This window comes from Pseudomonas tohonis (assembly GCF_012767755.2).
Taxonomy (GTDB): Bacteria; Pseudomonadota; Gammaproteobacteria; order Pseudomonadales; family Pseudomonadaceae; genus Metapseudomonas; species Metapseudomonas tohonis.
The window spans coordinates 3,116,130-3,133,787 of sequence record NZ_AP023189.1; the positions used below are offsets into that span (position 1 = coordinate 3,116,130).

The 17,658-nt window shown below is 68.7% G+C and carries 15 protein-coding genes; 5 read left to right on the forward strand and 10 right to left on the reverse strand.

Features of this window, described 5'->3' with window-relative positions; genetic code table 11:
• Window positions 1-39 precede the first annotated feature (39 nt).
• Window positions 40-1,518 (reverse strand): catalase KatB, encoded by a 1,479-nt coding sequence (gene katB, locus HSX14_RS14250; RefSeq protein ID WP_373874662.1) that lies wholly within the window; start codon window positions 1,516-1,518, stop codon window positions 40-42.
• A 253-nt stretch (window positions 1,519-1,771) separates the two neighbouring features.
• On the opposite strand from katB, the gene HSX14_RS14255 reads away from it, so the two are divergent.
• Window positions 1,772-2,674, forward strand: a complete 903-nt coding sequence (locus tag HSX14_RS14255) for a hydrogen peroxide-inducible genes activator (RefSeq protein ID WP_173175741.1) — start codon at window positions 1,772-1,774, stop codon at window positions 2,672-2,674.
• 6 nt (window positions 2,675-2,680) lie between these two features.
• Here the strand turns inward: HSX14_RS14255 and HSX14_RS14260 are convergent, their stop codons facing one another.
• From HSX14_RS14260 to HSX14_RS14300, 9 genes are all read right to left on the reverse strand, one after another.
• Window positions 2,681-3,145, reverse strand: coding sequence for a hypothetical protein (locus tag HSX14_RS14260; RefSeq protein ID WP_228723593.1), 465 nt, complete (start codon window positions 3,143-3,145; stop codon window positions 2,681-2,683).
• Complete coding sequence (locus tag HSX14_RS14265) at window positions 3,138-3,527, reverse strand: GFA family protein (protein ID WP_173175745.1); 390 nt, start codon at window positions 3,525-3,527, stop codon at window positions 3,138-3,140. The genes HSX14_RS14260 and HSX14_RS14265 overlap by 8 nt, the downstream gene beginning before the upstream one ends.
• Window positions 3,528-3,608: 81 nt before the next feature.
• The gene (locus tag HSX14_RS14270) at window positions 3,609-4,199 is read right to left on the reverse strand and encodes a YopT-type cysteine protease domain-containing protein (protein WP_173175747.1); all 591 of its coding nucleotides are present in this window, start codon (window positions 4,197-4,199) and stop codon (window positions 3,609-3,611) included.
• Window positions 4,200-4,443: 244 nt separating this feature from the next.
• Window positions 4,444-5,805, reverse strand: coding sequence for a DUF1329 domain-containing protein (locus tag HSX14_RS14275; protein ID WP_173175749.1), 1,362 nt, complete (start codon window positions 5,803-5,805; stop codon window positions 4,444-4,446).
• A gap of 14 nt (window positions 5,806-5,819) precedes the next feature.
• Window positions 5,820-7,682 carry a DUF1302 domain-containing protein gene (locus tag HSX14_RS14280; RefSeq protein WP_173175751.1) on the reverse strand — a complete coding sequence of 621 codons (1,863 nt, stop codon included), beginning with the start codon at window positions 7,680-7,682 and terminating at the stop codon, window positions 5,820-5,822.
• 151 nt (window positions 7,683-7,833) lie between these two features.
• Complete coding sequence (locus tag HSX14_RS14285) at window positions 7,834-9,735, reverse strand: acyl-CoA synthetase (RefSeq protein WP_173175753.1); 1,902 nt, start codon at window positions 9,733-9,735, stop codon at window positions 7,834-7,836.
• Window positions 9,735-10,688, reverse strand: coding sequence for a fumarylacetoacetate hydrolase family protein (locus tag HSX14_RS14290; protein ID WP_173175923.1), 954 nt, complete (start codon window positions 10,686-10,688; stop codon window positions 9,735-9,737). Before HSX14_RS14290 ends, HSX14_RS14285 begins: the two co-directional genes overlap by 1 nt.
• Window positions 10,689-10,853: 165 nt before the next feature.
• Complete coding sequence (locus HSX14_RS14295; RefSeq protein WP_173175755.1) at window positions 10,854-11,945, reverse strand: VOC family protein; 1,092 nt, start codon at window positions 11,943-11,945, stop codon at window positions 10,854-10,856.
• An 86-nt stretch (window positions 11,946-12,031) separates the two neighbouring features.
• Window positions 12,032-12,646, reverse strand: coding sequence for a TetR/AcrR family transcriptional regulator (locus HSX14_RS14300; protein ID WP_173175757.1), 615 nt, complete (start codon window positions 12,644-12,646; stop codon window positions 12,032-12,034).
• 296 nt (window positions 12,647-12,942) lie between these two features.
• On the opposite strand from HSX14_RS14300, the gene HSX14_RS14305 reads away from it, so the two are divergent.
• The 4 genes from HSX14_RS14305 to HSX14_RS14320 are packed head-to-tail and all read left to right on the forward strand — an operon-like array spanning window position 12,943 to window position 17,651.
• Complete coding sequence (locus HSX14_RS14305) at window positions 12,943-14,526, forward strand: bifunctional 3-(3-hydroxy-phenyl)propionate/3-hydroxycinnamic acid hydroxylase (RefSeq protein WP_173175759.1); 1,584 nt, start codon at window positions 12,943-12,945, stop codon at window positions 14,524-14,526.
• Complete coding sequence (locus HSX14_RS14310) at window positions 14,523-16,169, forward strand: FAD-dependent monooxygenase (protein WP_173175761.1); 1,647 nt, start codon at window positions 14,523-14,525, stop codon at window positions 16,167-16,169. Before HSX14_RS14305 ends, HSX14_RS14310 begins: the two co-directional genes overlap by 4 nt.
• 1 nt (window position 16,170) lies before the next feature.
• Window positions 16,171-16,551 carry a hypothetical protein gene (locus tag HSX14_RS14315; RefSeq protein ID WP_173175763.1) on the forward strand — a complete coding sequence of 127 codons (381 nt, stop codon included), beginning with the start codon at window positions 16,171-16,173 and terminating at the stop codon, window positions 16,549-16,551.
• A gap of 26 nt (window positions 16,552-16,577) precedes the next feature.
• Window positions 16,578-17,651, forward strand: coding sequence for an amidohydrolase family protein (locus HSX14_RS14320; RefSeq protein ID WP_173175765.1), 1,074 nt, complete (start codon window positions 16,578-16,580; stop codon window positions 17,649-17,651).
• The last annotated feature ends 7 nt before the right edge of the window (window positions 17,652-17,658 follow it).

Genomic DNA, 17,658 nt, shown 5'->3' on the forward strand with positions numbered 1-17,658 from the left:
CTGGGGCCGGCCCGCGCGTGCGGGCCGGCGCTTGGCGGGTCAGTCGGCGAGCGTGGCGGCCAGGGCCTTCACCCGGGCCAGGTCGCCCCCGGCCATCTTGGCGACGCGGGTGCCGTAGTCGCTGTCGGCCTTGTACAGGTAGGCGAGCATCAGGTGCTTGCTCTCGCTGTCGGTGCCGGCGAGGGATTGGCCGAAGCTGTCGACCAGGTCCTGCTGGTCCTTCTTGCCGTAGGAGCGGTACAGGTCACCGGCCTGCTTGAAGTTCTGCTCGCGCTGGATGCGGCGCTGCTGGGTGGTGCCTTGCAGTGGGGTTTCCACGTAGCGGGCGGCGGTCGTCTCTTCACGCGGCTCCAGGCGGCTCGGCTGGTAGTTCACGCCGCTCAGGCTGTGGCCGGCGTTCATCGCGCCGTCCTGGTTGCCGTTGTTGACCGGGACCTTCGGGCGGTTGACCGGCAGCGACAGGCCGTTGGTGCCGACGCGGTAGAGCTGGGTGTCGGCGTAGGCGAACACGCGGCCCTGCAGCAGGCGGTCTTCGGAGGGCTCGATGCCGGGCACCAGGTTGGACGGCGCCATGGCCACCTGCTCGGTCTCCTGGAAGAAGTTGTCGACGTTACGGTTCAGCACCATCTGGCCGATCTTGCGCTCGGGCACGTCAGGCCAGACCTTGGTGGCGTCCAGCGGGTCGAACTCGAAGCGCGCCAGGTCCTCGGGCTTGAGCACCTGGATGTACAGGTCCCATTTCGGGAAGTCGCCCTTGGCGATGGCGTTCACCAGGTCATGGGTCATGTGGCTGTAGTCCTTGCCCTGGACCGCTTCCACCTGCTTCGGGTCGAGGTTGCGGATGCCCTGCAGGCTCTTCCAGTGGAACTTCACGTAGTGCGTCTCGCCCTTGGCGTTGACCAGCTTGTAGGCGTGCACGCCGTTGCCGTCCATGAAGCGGTAGCCGGCCGGGGTGCCCTCGTTGGAGTAGAGCAGGGTCAGGGTGCGGATGGCCTCGGGGTGGTGGGAGAAGAAGTCGAAGCGGCGCGAGTCATCGTCCAGGTTGGTGCGCGGGTCCGGCTTGAAGGCGTGGACCATGTCCGGGAACTTGATGGCGTCACGGATGAAGAAGGTGGGGAAGTTGTTGCCCACCAGGTCCCAGTTGCCGTCGGCGGTGTAGAACTTGGTGGCGAAGCCGCGCGGGTCACGCAGGGTTTCCGGCGAGTGGTTGCCGTGGACCACCGAGGAGAAGCGCACGAAGACCGGCGTGCGTTCGCCGTTGCGGAACACCTTGGCGATGGTCAGGTCGGCGATGTCCGCCGAGGCGGTGAACTCGCCGTGGGCCCCGGTGCCACGGGCGTGCACCACGCGCTCGGGGATGCGCTCGCGGTCGAAGCGCTGCAGCTTCTGGATCAGTTGCACGTCCTGCAGCAGGACGGAGCCGTTGGGGCCGGCCGTCTGCGAGTTCTGGTTGTCACCCACGGGGGCGCCGTTGTCGCGGGTCAGCGGGGCGGCCATCGCGGTCGAGAGGTTGAGCATGAAGGCCGATGCCAGGCCGAGGGCCAGGCCGTTGCGGCTTTGAATGGACATTTTCGTCTCCTGATGTCTCTGGTTCGGGGTACTGCGGGGCAGACCTTAGGAACATCAGGGCGCTGTTAATAATGAATTTTGGGCAGTCGCCCGATTAAGAAATATGAACGGGGAAGCCCGCGCGCGCTCGCTAGAGTACCCCGGCCTTCACTGACTGGAGCCATACCGCGATGCCCTGGGGCATCGTCGAGCCGGGAAGCCTATGACCTTGACCGAACTGCGTTACGCCGTGGCCTTGGCCGATACGCAACACTTCGGCCGCGCCGCCGAGCGCTGCCACGTCAGCCAGTCCACCCTCTCGGTGGGCATCAAGCGGCTGGAGGACGACCTGGGGGTCGCCCTGTTCGAACGCGCCCGGGGCGCGGTGCAGCTCACCCCCATCGGCCACAGCGTCGTCGAGCGCGCCCAGCGCGTGCTGGTGGAAGCCAACGGAGTGCTGGAACTGGCCCACGTCGGCCGCAACCAGCTGGGTTCGTCGCTGCGCATCGGCGCCATCTACACCATCGGCCCGTACCTGTTCCCGCACCTGATCCCCCAACTGCACACCGTGGCGCCGCAGATGCCGCTGTACATCGAGGAGAACTTCACCCACGTGCTGCGCGAGCGGCTGCGGGAGGGCGAGCTGGACGCCATCATCGTCGCCTTGCCGTTCACCGAGCCCGACGTGCTGACCAAGGTGCTCTATGACGAAGCCCTGTGCGTGCTGTTGCCCGCCGAGCACCCCCTGGCGGCGGAGCAGCGTCTGTCGGCGGATGCGCTGGAGGATGCCGGGCTGCTGATCCTCGGCGAGGGGCACTGCTTCCGCGAGCGCGTGCTGGAGGTGTGCCCGGCCACCCAGCGCGCCAGCGTGGAATCCAGCTCCCTGGAGACCATCCGCCACATGGTCGCCTCCGGCCTCGGCGTCTCCGTGCTGCCGCACTCGGCGGTCTCCGGCCATCACTATTCGCCGGGCAGCGTGGCCATCCGTCATTTCAGCGCGCCAGTGCCGTTCCGCCAGGTGGCCATCGCCTGGCGCGCCAGCTTCCCGCGTCCCCGCGCGATCGACGTGCTGGCCGACTCGGTCAGGCTCTGCTCGGTTTCCCGTGGGCCGAACGTGGAGGTTTGAGAGACGCTAGGGCTGCCACTTCTCCAGGGCCGCCTGGCAATCCTCCACCAGCGCCGGCATGTGCGCCTCGAATTCCTGCCAGAGCAGCAGTGCCAGGGCCTCCTGCGCCGCCGTGCGCAGCGGCGCCCATTGCGGGTGGTCGAAGTTGTTGCCGTCCAGGTCGACGTAGGCGTCCTGGCTCAGGGCCTCGCAGGCGCCCAGGAGCGCCTGCAGGTGCGCATGCACCCGGGGCAGAAGGCGCGGCGGGAAGCCGTGGACGAAGGCGTGGAGGTATCGGAGGTGATCGGACCAGAGGTTGCAGTCGGCGCAGCAGCCGATGTTCGCCCCTTGCCATTCGGCGTCCCGGGCGAGGAACTGCAGCGCCGGGCCCAGTTCGCCCAGCAGGATGAGCCGGCGGTATTGCTCCTCGCCGTACCAGCGCCAGATCAGTAGCGCGAGGCTTTCCGGGGGCGCGTCATGGCTGTCAGTCACGGGCTGCTCCGGCATGCCACCAGGCGGGGCGCCCATCCTCGAAGGCGTCATGGGTCGGCATCAGCGCCGGGGAGTCCTTGTGGTCGAAACAGCCCACCAGCAGGGCGATGGTCGGCGCATCGTCGATGGCGCCGATGGAGCTGCCGCACTGGGGGCAGAAGGCCCGGCTGGAATAGTCGGAGGAGCGGTAGGTCGCCGGTGCGCCGGCGGGGCCGGTCCAGTTCAGGCGTTCGCGCGGGACCTCAACCCAGGCGAGGGTCAGTGCGCCGCTGTGCCGCTGGCAGAGCTCGCACGAGCAGGTGTGGGGGTTCTTCAGTGGGCCCTGCACCTCGAAGCGCACCCCGCCGCACAGGCAACCGCCCTGATGGATATCCGTGGTCATCGCCGCCTCCCTGGGCCTCGCTGGAATGGTCGCGAAATCTAGCACGGGGAGGGCGGCCGGTGGTGCGGCGGCTTCAACGGTTCAAAGCGTCACGACCTTGTACTGCCAGAGCTCGCGGCCGCCCTTGTGGTACTCCTTCTTGTAGCTGACCAGGCCTTTGAATTCGGACGCCTTGCCTGCCCAGAAGTCCTTCCACCAGCTGCGGATCGACGCCTGGTCTTCATTGATGAGTTCCCACTCGCCCAGATTGGGATCGAGGAACAGCACGTGGCCCCTGTCGAGGCTGCTGAATGCCAGGGCATGCCCGCCATCGGAGCCATCCACCACGTAGATGTAGGCGCCCGGGACCGCCAGCACATGGTCGATCACATCCTGGCGCGTGCGCAGCCCGGTGAATTTCTTGAAGGGGCCGCCGCCTTCCCGCCTGGTCACCGTCAGGCCGAACCCCTCCATGCTGTTGTCGCTTTTCTTGTTGCGTTGCCTGTGGCTCTCCAGCAGTTCCTGGATGGTCTCCGGGCCGATGATGTCGTAGATGGTTTCACCGGGCGTCAGATGACCCGCCAGAACGGCCCTGACCCAGCGGCGGCAGGCTTCGAGGCAAACGCCACGGGCATTGTTCCCGGTGCAGGCGAGGGCGCTGGACTGGTTGACCTTGTGGCGTGCGATGCTCATGACACTTCCTTGTTCATGGGGACGTTGACGGCGCTTCATTGCGCCCATGCAGTACGCGACGGGTGCCCCGCTGGCTGAAAGGGGCGATGGCTGAGGGAAATGAGGTTAGCCAGCGTCCGCAGGCTGTCAAACGAGGGGGTGGCGCCTTCCCGGGCTGAAGCCCGGGGTGACCGGTGCATAAAAAAGCCGCCCCTGAGGGCGGCGAGGGTGTCCGGCTCGGGGCCGGAGACGGCACGGCGCGCCTTCAGCGCACGCCGGCGTTGCGCAGGGCCGTCGGGGTGTATTCGGCGGCCAGGGCCTTGAAGCCGATCTCCAGGGCGTCCTTCTCCTGGTTGCGCATGCCCGAGACGATGTAGCGGCCGTTGATCAGGTCGTACAGCGTCTCCACGCCGAGCCAGGGGATGCGCTTGTCGTAGAGCGGGGTCATGAAACCCTCGGCCACGCGCCACAGGGTGTTGCGCGCGTCGAAGTGGTCGGCCAGGACGATCTGCCAGCTGTCCTCGTCCAGGTACATCACGCGCTTGGCGTAGACATGGCGCTCGCCGGGCTTGAGCGTCGCCTCCACCACCCAGACGCGGTGCAGTTCGTAGCGGGTGATGTCGGCGTTGATGTGCCCCGGCTTGACCACATCGGCGTACTGCAGCTGCGGCGATTCCAGGCGGAAGGCGTTGTAGGGGATGTACAGCTCGCGCTTGCCCACCAGCTTCCAGTCGTAGCGGTCCGGCGCGCCGTTGAACATGTCGAGGTTGTCCGCTACGCGCTGGCCTTCGGAGGCCGGGTAGGGGCCGTCGTAGGCGATCTGCGGGGCGCGACGCACGCGACGCTGGCCGGCGTTGTAGATCCATGCCATGCGCGGCTCCTTCACCTGGTCCAGGGTCTCGTGGACCAGCACCACGTCACCGGCCAGGCGCGCGGGGGCGGTCACCAGCTGCTTGTAGTAGAAGAGCACGTTGCCCGGGTCCTGCGGGTCGAAGTCCTTGAGCTGGTCGCGGTAGGTGAACTGCTGCTTGAAGTACACCGGCGAGAAGGTGCCGTTGGCCAGCGGCGTGGCTTGCACGTGGGTGCGTCGGGCGCTGCCGCCGCGGTAGCGGGTGATGTGGTTCCACACCACCTCCAGGCCGTTCTGCGGGATGGGGAAGGGCGTCGCGGTCTCGAAGTCCTGCAGGCCGTTGCCGCCGGCCACCAGCTGCGCCTTCACCGCGTTGCGGGCGATGGCCTGGTACACCGGCTCCGGCAGGCTGGCGCTGCGGTGGCTGGGGTAGACCGGCATGCGATAGCTGGCCGGGTAGCGCTTGAAGAGCGCCTGCTGGCCGGTGCTGAGGCGCTCGCGGTACTGCTCCAGGTTCTGCGCGGTGATGGTGAACAGTGGCTTCTCTGCCGCGAAGGGGTCGCTGAGCGAGCCGCCCGGCTGCGTGGCGCCGGCGTCGGTGGGCAGGCCGCCGTCCCAGGCCGGTATGCTGCCGTCGGCGTTGCCGGCGCGCTCCGCGCCCACCGGGGTCAGGCGCTGGCCGAGTTCCGCGGCCTGCTCGGGGGTGACGGCGGCCTGGGCGGCCTGCAGGGTGATGCACAGGGCGAGGGGTGCGAGCAGCAGTGTTGTCGTTTTCATCGTCTTGCCTCCACTCAGAACGCAACGCCGAAGCTCAGGGCCACGAAGTCGCGGTCGACGTTGACGTTGTAATCGCCGCCGAAATAGTCGGTGTACGCCAGGCTGGCGCTGTAGGTGTTGAGGTAGCTGGCGTCCAGGCCGAGGCTGATGGCCTTCGAGCCCTCGTTGAAGCCGGGCTCCGGGCCGTAGCCGCTGACGTCATGGGACCAGGCCAGGTTGGGCCGCAGCTGCACGCCGGGGATCAGGTCGCTGTATTCCCAGATCGCCCTGACGCGGTAGCCCCAGGAGTCGCTCGTGGCGAAGCCGTCGTCGTTGCAGTTGGACGGGCTCTGCGCGTTGGTGCCGGCCGTGCACAGGCCGTTGTCCGGGTACAGCGCGCCCTGGCCGTAGGCGGTGCTGCGGCCGTAGCGCAGGCCGGCCTTGCCTTCGAGAGCGCCGATATGGGTGAGGCCCACCTCGCCGATCAGGGTCAGGCGCTCGGCGCCCATCACCTGGTCGAAGAAGTGCGTGGCGGTGACCTGCGCCTGGGTCACTTCCTTGCGCCGGTAGCCGCTGACGTCGACGCCGTTGGCCAGCGTCTCGGCGCCGGAGGAGAGCACCGGGGTGAGGGCCGGCACGCCGATGCCGGCGGTGATCAGGTCCACGGGGTTGATCTGCACCGGCAGGTTGGGCCGGTAGCTGATCTCGCCCGCCAGGGTGGTGCCGGTGGGCAGGCTGGTGCTGAAGCTCAGGCCGTAGAGGCGGATGTCTTCCGGGTAGTCGACGTGGTAGCGCGAGGTGCCCAGGCGGTAGCCCTGGACCAGGGTCTGGCCGGTGGCGCTGCCGAGGAAGGCATTGCAGCCGACCAGGGGGATGCCGAGGTTGCCGCACAGCGCCGGGGCGAAGCCGAAGTCGGCGATGTGGGGGCTGGCGGTGGCGGCGATGTAGGGCTGGCGGCTGTGGTAGTTGATGAAGTAGGCGGCGAATTCGCTGTCCAGCTGCGGTGCGAACCAGCGCAGTGCCAGGCCGAACTGGCCGCTGTCCCGGGCATCGCGGTCGCCGGCGCGGGGGATCTCGATGCCTTCGTTGGTGAGGTTGATGCCGAAGGGCGCCAGGGCCGCCTGGGCGGCGGCGTTCTGGTCGAGCACCGGGCCCACCGGCAGGCCGCTGCAGCCGTCGGCGATGACGTCGGTCTGGGAGAAGAAGGTGCCGCAGTTGTCGATGACGGTCTGGTCCCATTCCAGCTGGTAGAAGCCCTCGGCGGAAAGGTTCTCGGTGAGGTTCTGCGACAGGAAGAACATGTTCACCGGGATCAGGCCTTCCTTGATCTCCGAGCCCGGGCGGCGGAAGGCGGCGACGTCCACGGGGTTGATGGCGTTGATGCCGCCGGCGATGAAGGTGCTCTCGCCCCAGCTCACCACCTGCTTGCCGAGGCGCACGGTGCCGGGCAGGTCGCCGATCAGGTAGTTGTGGTAGAGGAAGGCGTCCAGCAGCTCGGCGCCGGAGGATTGCGCGCCCTCCTTGCGGTTGTGGTCGTCGATGGCCTTGAACGGGCGGCCCTCGTCCTTCAGCTCGACGTCGTACCAGTACTTGCCGCGCACGAAGAGGCCGCTGTCGCCGTACTTGAGTTCGAGGTCATGGATGCCTTTGAACACCTTGGAGAAGGTCTTGCCCTTCTCGAAGTTGCGGCGCCCGTCGTCTGCGCTGCGACTGCCGAGCAGCTCGTTGTCGGGGTTGCGCAGCGCCCAGCTGGCACCCACCGAGAGGGAGGAATCGAACTGCCCCTCGATGTCGCCGAGGGCGAAGGTGACGGCCGAGGCCGGTTGGCTGGCGAGGGTGGCGAGACCGACGGCGAGGGCAAGGCGTGCCTGCCGCCAGGGGGGTTGTCTACGGGTCATTGCGTTACTACCTCTTGTTGTTGTGGTGTGGTGCGTTACGCGAATGCGGTTTTCCGGGCGCGACCGGGCCCGTGGCCGGCGCCGGGGCGGCGGCCAGGTGGGACGGGTGGCGCGTGGGTTGGTCCCCTGTCGTTGTTGTGGGGCCTGTGGATCAGTCCAGCCAGTCGACCTGGAAGCTGTAGCGGCCGAGCACCGGGGCCAGGGTTTCACGCTGCAGGCCGGCGGCGATGCGCGCCACCAGCCCACGGCGGGCGTCCTGCACCACCTCGACGGAGAGCTCGGCGAGCCCCAGTCCCTTGGCCTCCTGGCGCACCACGCGGGCGATCTCGCGTTGCTGCAGGGCGGGCTTGAAGATCTTGCCCACGGGCGTCACCGGCAGGGCGTCGAGCACCTCGATGCGCTTGGGCACGGCGGCGCGCTCGGCGATGGCGTCTGCGGCGAAGGCCAGCAGCTGCGCGGCATCGGCCTGGCTGCCGGGCAGCAGCTGCACGTAGGCCACCGGCACCTCGCCGGCATGGGCGTCGGGGCAGCCGACGGCGGCCACCAGGGCCACGGCCGGGTGCGCCTGCAGGGCTTCCTCGATCTGCTTCGGGTCGATGTTGTGGCCGCCCCGGATGATCAGTTCCTTCTTGCGCCCGGTGAGCCAGAAGTAGCCTTCGGCGTCCTGCCGGCCGAGGTCGCCGGTGTTGAGCCAGCGCTGGCCGTCGATGTCGATCCACAGGCCCTTGTCGTGGGCGGCGTCGAGGTAGCCGGCGAAGACGTTGGGGCCTCGGATGGCGATGGCGCCCACCTCGTCCGTGCCGGCGTCGCGCTGGTAGAGGCCGGCCTCGTCGAGGATCACCGCCCGCATGTCCTGGTAGGCCAGGCGCAGGCCGATGGAGCCGACCCGGCGCTCGCCCTCGGGCGGGTTGGAGGAGGACACGCAGGCGCCTTCGGTGAGGCCGTAGCCTTCGAGGATGCGCACGCCGATGCGTTGTTCGAAGTCGCGGAACAGCTCCACCGGCATGGGCGCCGCACCGCACAGGGCGTAGTCGAGGCTGGAGATGTCGCGGCCGTCCACCGGTTGCTGCAGCAGGGCGGAATAGACCGTGGGCACGCCGGAGAAGAAGTTGATGCCGAAGTGCTCGACCATCGCCCAGAAACCGGCGATCACGCCGTTGCCGCGATAGCCCTGGGGCGTGCCGAGGATCACGTGGTCGCCGTGGGTCCAGGGCATCAGCCCGGTCACCAGCTGGCCGTTCACATGGAACAGCGGCAGGCCGCAGAAGATCACCTGGCCGCGCAGGCGGGGCTGCATGTTGCTGGCCATGGCCCAGGCGTTGAACACCTCGGAGCCGTGGGTGCGCGCGGCGATCTTCGGCAGGCCGGTGGTGCCGCCGGTGCAGAAGTAGGAGGAGCGCTGCTCGGCATGGATCTGCCGGCCGCTCTTGAGGTGGGTGTGGGGCTGGCGGCGCATCAGGGCGCGCAGGTCGGCGATGGGCACGCGCCGCTGGGCGGACTTCGCCCGCCGTGCCATCCAGCGCAGGGCCAGGCCCTTCAGGCCGCCGACGTAGGGCGCCATGCTCACCCAGAGCACCTGGCGCACGCCGGGCAGGGCATCCAGCTGGCTGGCCAGCTTGGGCCACAGGTCGGTGCCGGGCGTGGGCGCCAGGGTCACCACCAGGCGGGCGTTGGCCGCCCGCAGCAGCTCGCCCATCTGCGCCGCTTCCAGCAAGGGATTGACGGCCATGACGATGCCCGCCGCCTCGCCACCCCAGATGGTGAAGTGGGTTTCCGGCAGGTTGGGCAGGATGAAGGCGACCACATCGTCCGGGCCGATGCCCAGGTCGTGGAAGACGTTGGCCGCGCGGGTGATGTCGGCGAACAGCTCGGCGTAGTTCCAGTCGTGGGTGCGGCGGAAGTCCGCGGCGTCGAGGAAGAAGCTCAGCGCCGGGTCGTCGGGAAACTCCCGCGAGCAGCGCCCCAGGGCTTCATAGGTGCTGGCGGCCAGCCCCTGCTGGGCCAGCGGCGTGCGTTCGATGGCCTGGATGTCGGCCAGGTTCTTCACGGCCATCAGGCTTGCTCCACCACGAGGTTGCGCTGGGTGCCGAGGTCGATCATGCCGTCGCTGCTGCGGATGCTGGCTTCCACCACGTCACCGGCCTTGAGGTACTGGCTGCGGCCTTCCTGGGCCTTCATGAAGGCCTTCCACTTCAGCGCCTCGGGCAGCAGGGCGCCGATGCGCTGCTTGGCGGGCGAGGGGATGGACAGGGCGCAGCCCGCCGGGGTGCCGGTGGCGATCAGGTCGCCGGCGGCGAAGTCCTGCACGCCGGATAGCTCGCTGAGGGTCTCGGCCGGGCCGTACACCAGGTTGGCGGTGCTGTCGTCCTGGCGCACCTGGCCGTTCACCGTCAGGCGCAGCCTGAGGTCCTTGAGGTACTTCATGTCCGCCGCTTCCAGCAGGCAGAGGTAGGGGCCGACCGGGCCGAAGGTGCGGTAGCTCTTGCCCTTGTAGAACTGCATCTGCGGGATCTGGATGTCCCGCGCCGAGTAGTCGTTGACGATGACCACCCCGGCGACGAACTCGTGCAGGTTGGCGTCGGTGACCTGGGTGCGCGCGCTGATGTCGCGGCGCAGCACCAGGCCCAGCTCGATCTCGTAGTCGAGGAAGCGCACGTTGCGCGGTTTGATCAGCTCGCTGTCGGCGGCGACGATGCAGCTCGTGGCCTTGGTGAAGATCATGTTGTAGTGCTTGGCGTCCGGGTCCATCCCCGACTCGATCATGTGCTGCCGGTAGTTGGCGCCCTGGCAGACGAACTGCTGGTCGCGGGTCACCGGCGAGAGCAGCTTCACCTCGTCGAGGCGCAGCTCGCCGTCCTGCAGGCGGGCGAGCTCGTCGAGGCGGGTTTGGCGGATCAGCTCGCCGGTGCTGGCGTAGTGGCCCGGGATGAGGGAGATGCGGCCCTTGCGGATCACACCCCACTGGATGCTGTTCTGGTGTTCGAAGCGGACTACGTGCACGGCCATGGCAAGGGCTCCTGGGGCGTGGATCGACTGATGCTCGCGGGCATCAGGTGGTTGTTGTCTGGTGGTGGGCGTGGCCTGGGCCTGCAGCCAGGGGCTGCAGAGGGCCAGGCCGCCGGCCTTGATCAGGGTGCGGCGGCTGAGCCGCGCCGGTTGGCGTTCCATGGCTCAGGCGAACAGGCGCGCCAGGGTGATCAGCTTGCGCAAGGTCAGGTCCGGGCTGTGCCTGAGGTTGTGCAGCAGGGCGCGGATGGCGGCCAGGTTCATCTTCGGCTTGGTGAAGCTCCTGGGCATGCGCTGGCCCCATTGCGCCATGGCTTCGGGGCTCACCGCGTGCAGCCCGGTGGGGTGCTCGGCGGTGAACAGGTCGCCGTCGCAGTAGTGCTCGTGCTTGTCGCCCCAGGGGTCCTGCCAGTAATCGAAGATCTGGCTGCCGAGGATGTGCCGGCCGATGCCCCAGGCATGCTTCCAGCCGCGTTCGCGCAGCACCCGCTGGCCCATGCCGACGGCGTCGGCGTCCACCACTTCATAGGCGCTGTGGCTGTAGGCGGGCATGAACCCCTGGGCCAGCGCCAGGGTGTGGTGGTCGGCCGGGGTGTCGCCCAGGTCCAGGCGCATGAAGGCCACGGCGGGCGAGCCGTCGGGGAGCACCTGCACGTCGCTGGGGATCATCCCCAGGTGCTGGGTGTACCAGGCGCAGGTGGCCTGGTAGTCGGCCACCTCCAGCACCACGTGGCCGAGCTTGAGAACCTCCGGCGGCGCGGCCGGCGGGCGCTGGGTGGCGTTGATGCGCAGGCTGTCGTCGGCCAGGTTGAGCGGCAACGGCGCACGGTGCTGCAGGGGTGTGCTCGGGGCCTGGCCGAACACGGCCTCGACGGTGAAGCCGGAGGGGTCGCTCAGGCGCACCCGCTCGCCGCCGCCGGGCATGCCGGTGGGCTCGATGGCGGAGGCACCGGGCAGGCGGGCGAGCTTCTGCAGGTCGGCGCGGGAGGCCAGGGTCAGGCCGAAGCCGACGAAGCGCGCGCGCTCGGCGCGGTGGATGCGGTAGCAGTAGGGCGCCGGGCCGGTGCCGCGCAGGTAGAGGACGTCCTCGCCGCGCTGGCACACCACCAGCCCGAAGTCGGTGAGGAAGCGTTCGGCCTGTTCCAGGTCCGGGCGCTCGAAGATCAGGTGGGCGAGGCTGCGCGCCTTCACCGTCGGCGCCGGATGCCGCGCCGGCTGAGGCGTGGCGAGGAGGGGCAGGGTGGTCGGACGGGTCATCGTGTCGTTCTCCGGGGCTTTCTGCGGGCAAAGCCTGCCCATCGACCCCGGTTCACGGGGTCGTTGCTGTACGGGGTCGCGTTAGGTCAGTCCAGTATCGCCAGGGCGGGTAGCTCGGCGGTGGCCAGGGTGCGGGCCTCCTCCGCGTCTATGCCCAGGGCGCGCAGCACCAGTTCGGCGGTGTCCGAGCCCGCGTCGCGCCAGGTCTTGTGGCCTTCGAGCACCAGGAACATGGAGCCGAGCACGCTGCCGGCGATCATCGAGATCACGGTAGCCAGTTGCTCCTGGCGGAAGCTGTAGCGGCCGACGGACAGGCCGTTCAGCACATCCATGGTCGGCGGGCCGTACCACATCTCGCGCAGCGACGAATTGTTCAGCGCGAAGCGGTTGATGAAGGCGCCCCAGTGCGGCTCCTCGTGGGTGCGGCGGATGAAGAAGCGGATGCCGTGGGCCAGGCGCTGCGCCGGGTCGGTGATGTCGCCGAAGCTGCGGGTCACGCGCTGGTGCATTTCCCCGCTGAGGTGGCTGGAAACCTTCTCGAACAGGCTCTCCACCGACTCCATGTTGTTGTAGATGGTGCCGCGCGCCACGCCGGCCTCCTGGGCCAGGTCGCTGACGTTCACCTGGCTGACGCCCTTCTCGGCGAAGAGGCGCAGGGCCGCCTGGTGGATGCGGCGTTGCACCGGATTGAGAGCTTCCACGAATACCTCCGACAATCGAATCTGGGGCGATTGAACACGTGCGTTCAAATTAAGTCAACAGGGTGCATTCATCTCGTGATCACGCTCCTCCGTGCCGTAGCCCGCGCCATTCGCGGGGTCCGACAGGCGAAGCCGCGCCCGCTGGAAGGCTCTGGCCCGCGCCTTCAGGCTGAATCACGGCGTTCAGGAGAGATATTTTATTGACGCAATTGAACACAAGTGTTCAATATGAATTGTCATTGTCTACTCCTGCGGAGGGAGTGATGGAGCCGTTACCTACAACAAGAAACTGCGATGTGATCATCGTCGGCCTCGGCCCCACCGGGGCCGTTCTCGCCAATCTGCTGGGCCAGCAGGGCTGGTCCGTGGTTGGCGTCGAGCGGGACGAGGACCTGTACTACGCGCCCCGCGCCGTGCACTTCGACGACGAGATCATGCGGGTCTTCCAGTACGCCGGCCTGGCCACCGATATCGGTCGCACCAGCGAGGCCTTCACCGACATGGAGATCCATCTCAAGCCCCGGGGTACGCCGGTGAGCCGCTCGAAGATCGGCTCCCAGGACCGCCGCTACGGCCACCCCGGTGCCTGGTGGTTCCACCAGCCGACCCTGGAGAAGCATTTCCATGACGGCCTCAAGCGCTACGCCAGCGTCACCGCGCTCTACGGCCACAACGTCACCGCCATCAGCCAGGACGCCGACTCGGTGGTGGCGACGACGCAGGGGCGCGATGGGCGCACCGAGCGCATCCGTGGCCGCTACCTGATCGGTTGCGATGGCGGCCGCAGCTTCGTGCGCAAGGAGGCGAAGATCACCCTGGAGTCGGCCGACTTCGACGAGGCCTGGGTGGTGGTGGATACCAAGACCCGCTCCGGGGAGAAGGACGCCAGCCTGCCGGCCAACCATTCGCAGACCTGCAACCCGCGCCAGCCGGTGACCTACGTGCCGATGGCCGGGCCCTACTACGAGTGGCAGTTCATGGTGATGGGCGGGCGCAGCGAGCGCGAAGCCACCGACCCGATGTACGTGCGCCAGCAGCTGCGCGACTTCGTCGACCTCGACCGCATCGAGATCACCCGCATCGCCTACTACAAGTTCCATGGCCTGTGGGCGAAGCAGTGGCGCAACGGGCGGATCATCCTGGCCGGCGACTCCGCCCACCAGATGCCGCCCTTCCTCGGCCAGGGCATGTGCTCCGGCGTGCGCGACGCCCACAGCCTGTGCTGGCGCCTGGACCTGGTGCTGGGCGGCAAGGCCGATGCGCGGCTGTTCGACGACTACGTCAGTGAGCGCAGCGCCCATGTGCAGGAAATCATCAATGGCGCGATGCTCCTGGGCAACGTGATCCAGACCCGCAGCCGCCTGGTGGCCTTCCTGCGCGACAACCTGCTGTTCCGCCTCGCGGGGCGCATCCCGGCGGCCAATCGCGCGCTGAACGAGTTGGCCAACCGCAAGAAACCGCTGGCGGGTGGCTTCATCGGCTGCAACCACCGCCTGGCCGGGCACCTGGCGATCCAGCCACGGATCACGCTCGCCAATGGCCGCGAGGCGCTGCTCGACGACGCCCTCGGCCTGGGCTTCGCGGTGCTCGCCCGGCAGGGCGCGCTGTCGGCCAGCTCCGAGGCCCTGCAGCACCTGGCCGGCCTGGTGCCGCTGCGCGTCCTGGAGTTTTCGGCAGAAGGCGGCGATGGCCTGGGTGACCACACCGGTGCCTTGCAGCGCTGGTTCGACCAGCAGCGCCTGGACTTCGTGCTGATCCGCCCGGACCGCTACGTCTTCGACGGCGGCAGGAGCGGCGACCTGGACCGGGTTGCTCGCCACTTCGGCACCCTGTTCCCCACCGTCAAACCCCAGCAGGCCCGCCTCGGAGTCGCAGCATGATCGACGTACCCGTTCTGATTTCCGGCGGCGGCCCGGTGGGCCTGACCCTGGCCCTCGCCCTCAGCCGCCTGGGCATCCGCTCGCTGCTGATCAACGACCGCCAGGAAACCACCCGCCATCCCAAGCTCGACGTGGTGAACTGCCGCTCGATGGAGATCTTCCGCCAGCTCGGCCTGGCGCAGAAGATCCGCGCGGCCGGCAACCCGACCCACGCCAACCAGTACTCGGCCATGGCGGCCTCGGCCAGCGGGCCCTTCTACACGGTGATGCGCGACCGCCACCTGATCTACCAGCCGGTGGACCGCGCCGAGGCGGTGATCCGCGCGTGCGACGACGGCAGCCTGCCGCTGGAATCGATGCAGCGCATCGCGCAGATGAACCTGGAGCCGGTGCTGCTGGCCGAAGCCCAGGCCGACCCGAACATCGAGGTGCGCTTCGGCTGGCGCCTCTACGGCTTCGAGCAGGGCAGCACCGGCGTCATCGCCATGGCCCAGCAGGTGGACAGCGGCGAGACGCTGCAGGTGTTCGCCCAGTACCTGATCGGTTGCGACGGGCCCAACAGCCGCGTGCGCAACTTCCTCAACATCGACTACGACGGCACGCGCGACCTGGTGGGCGAGCTGTTCATCATCCACCTGCGTTCCGACGAGATCGCCGCGCTCTACCCCGACAACCAGCCTTACTGGCACACCTGGCTGACCCGCCCGGGCTATGGCGGCCTGCTGGTCTCGCCGGATGCGGGGCGCAACGACTACGTGCTGCACCGGCCCTTCGCGCCGAGGCCGGGGGAGACGCTGGAGAGCGTGATCGACGCCGCGCTGGGGCAGAAGCTCAAGTACCAGATCGTCCAGTCCGGCCCCTGGCGCCCGCAGTTTCTGGTGGCCCGTTCCTTCGGCCGGCAGCGGGTGTTCATCGCCGGCGACGCCACCCACCAGTTCATGCCCACCGGCGGCCTGGGCATGAACACCGGGGTGACCGAGGCGCACAACCTGGCCTGGAAGCTCGCCGCCTGCCTGCAGGGTTGGGGCGGCGCCAAGCTGCTGGAGAGCTACGAGGCGGAGCGCCTGCCGGTGGCCCGGCGCAACCGCGACCACGTGAAGAAGTGTGCGGCCGGTGCCTTCGAGGCGCAGTTCGAGGTCAGCGAGGCGCTGCTCGATGAGGGCCCGGCGGGCGAGCAGGCGCGGGCCTCCATCGCCCGGGCCTTCGAAGCCAAGGTGTCGCGCATGTACGAATCCCTCGGCGTGGAGATCGGCTACCGCTACCACGGCTCGCCGGTGATGGCCGTCGATACCGAGGCGGAGCCCGAGTACGACGAGCTGCACTACCGGCCGACCACCTGGACCGGCTCGCGCCTGCCCAGTGCCTTCCGCGCCGACGGCACGGCGGTGTTCGACCAGCTCGGCTACGACCGCTTCACCCTGCTGGCGCTGGGTGCCGATGAGGGCGAGATCGCCGCCCTGTGCGAGGCCGCCGCCGAGTGCCGCGTGCCGCTGGCCGTGCTGAGGCTCGACGAGCCGCACCTGGCCAGGCTCTACCCGCGTCGGCTGCTGCTGGTGCGCCCGGACCAGCATGTGTGCTGGCGCGGCGACAGCCTGCCGGACGATTGCCACCGCCTGTTCAACCTGATCCGTGGAGCGCGCTGAGATGCCGACCTTTATCGACACGCTGAAGCTGCGCCTGCTGCTGGCGGCGTCCATGCCCCTGATGCGCCGTGCCGAGGCGCGCTCGGAACGCTTCAGGGCGATGCTCCACGAGGAGTCCTTCGTGCTGCAGATCCGCACCCGCGACGGTGCCGGTGGCTACTACGAGCTGCGCGACGGCACCCTGCGCCTGCGCGGCGGCATCCACGCGCGCCCCGACCTGACCCAGCACTGGGAGCGCAGCCGCGACGCCGTGAAGGTGATGCTGAGCCGCGACGAGACCGACATGCTGCGCGCCGTCGAGGCGGGGCAGTGCCGCATGCAGGGGCGCTTCGCCGTAGCCCTGTGGTTCAACGAGGCGATGAAGATCGCCCGTCCGCACTGACCGGCCAACCGACAAGGACAATAACGATGAGCATCAAGCAAGGCCGCCTCGACGTGCACCACCACATCATCCCGCCGGCGTTCGTCGAGACCATGCAGCGCAAGGGCCTGGACAAGGTCGCCGGCGCGCCGCTGCCGCACTGGAGCCCGGAGAAGTCCATCGAGGTGATGGACATGAACGGCATCCAGCGGGCGATCACCTCGCTGTCGGCGCCGGGCGTGCACTTCGGCGACGGCGTCGCCCAGGCCAGCGACCTGGCGCGGCGCTGCAACGAGTTCGCCGCGCGCATGCGTGACGACTTCCCCGGGCGCTTCGGCAACTTCGCCGTGCTGCCCACGCCCTTCACCGAGGCCGCGTGTGCCGAGGCGATCCATGCCCTCGATGTACTCGGCGCCGAAGGGATCGTGCTGCTGGGCAGCACCGATGGGGTGTTCCTCGGCGACCCGCGCTTCGACGAGCTGATGGCCGAGCTGGACCGGCGCCAGGCGGTGGTCTTCGTGCACCCGAACATGCACGCCACCAGCGAACAGATCGGCTTTCAGGCGCCGGGGTTCCTCATCGAATTCCTCTGCGACACCACCCGCGCGGCGGTGAACCTGATCCTCACCGGCACCCTGGAGAAGTACCCGCACATCCGCTGGATACTGGCCCACGCCGGCGGCTTCCTGCCCTATGTCGCCTGGCGCGTGTCCCTGGCCAACGCGCTGCCGGAGTACCGCGAGAAGGCGCCGCAGGGCGTGCTCACCTATGTGCGCCGCTTCTACTTCGACACCGCGCTGTCGCCCTCGCGCTTCAGCATGGCGGCGCTGAAGGAGCTGGTGGAGCCCTCGCACATCCTCTTCGGCAGCGATTTCCCCTTCGCCCCGGCGCCGGCCACCGCACTGCAATGCCAGACCCTGGAAGAATCCGCCTTCTGGCCGGACGAGGTGCTCTACGGCATCAACCGGGGCCATGCCCTGAGCCTGTTCCCGCAGTTCCGCCAGGGCGACGAGGCGGTGGTGCCGGCGCCCATCTACGAGGGCGAGTCCTTCTCCAGCCGGATGAAGCGCAGCCTCACCCGGCCGGTGGGGGCGCTCGCCGAACGCATCCGCAACCGCTGAGCCCCGC

Bases quoted from the DNA above. Each gene is read 5' to 3' on its own strand.
- katB (WP_373874662.1), bottom strand. From the start codon at position 1,518: ATGCTCAACCTCTCGACCGCGATGGCCGCCCCGCTGACCCGCGACAAC.
- HSX14_RS14255 (WP_173175741.1), top strand. From the start codon at position 1,772: ATGACCTTGACCGAACTGCGTTACGCCGTGGCCTTGGCCGATACGCAA.
- HSX14_RS14265 (WP_173175745.1), bottom strand. From the start codon at position 3,527: ATGACCACGGATATCCATCAGGGCGGTTGCCTGTGCGGCGGGGTGCGC.
- HSX14_RS14270 (WP_173175747.1), bottom strand. From the start codon at position 4,199: ATGAGCATCGCACGCCACAAGGTCAACCAGTCCAGCGCCCTCGCCTGC.
- HSX14_RS14275 (WP_173175749.1), bottom strand. From the start codon at position 5,805: ATGAAAACGACAACACTGCTGCTCGCACCCCTCGCCCTGTGCATCACC.
- HSX14_RS14280 (WP_173175751.1), bottom strand. From the start codon at position 7,682: ATGACCCGTAGACAACCCCCCTGGCGGCAGGCACGCCTTGCCCTCGCC.
- HSX14_RS14285 (WP_173175753.1), bottom strand. From the start codon at position 9,735: ATGGCCGTGAAGAACCTGGCCGACATCCAGGCCATCGAACGCACGCCG.
- HSX14_RS14290 (WP_173175923.1), bottom strand. From the start codon at position 10,688: ATGGCCGTGCACGTAGTCCGCTTCGAACACCAGAACAGCATCCAGTGG.
- HSX14_RS14295 (WP_173175755.1), bottom strand. From the start codon at position 11,945: ATGACCCGTCCGACCACCCTGCCCCTCCTCGCCACGCCTCAGCCGGCG.
- HSX14_RS14310 (WP_173175761.1), top strand. From the start codon at position 14,523: ATGATCGACGTACCCGTTCTGATTTCCGGCGGCGGCCCGGTGGGCCTG.
- HSX14_RS14315 (WP_173175763.1), top strand. From the start codon at position 16,171: ATGCCGACCTTTATCGACACGCTGAAGCTGCGCCTGCTGCTGGCGGCG.
- HSX14_RS14320 (WP_173175765.1), top strand. From the start codon at position 16,578: ATGAGCATCAAGCAAGGCCGCCTCGACGTGCACCACCACATCATCCCG.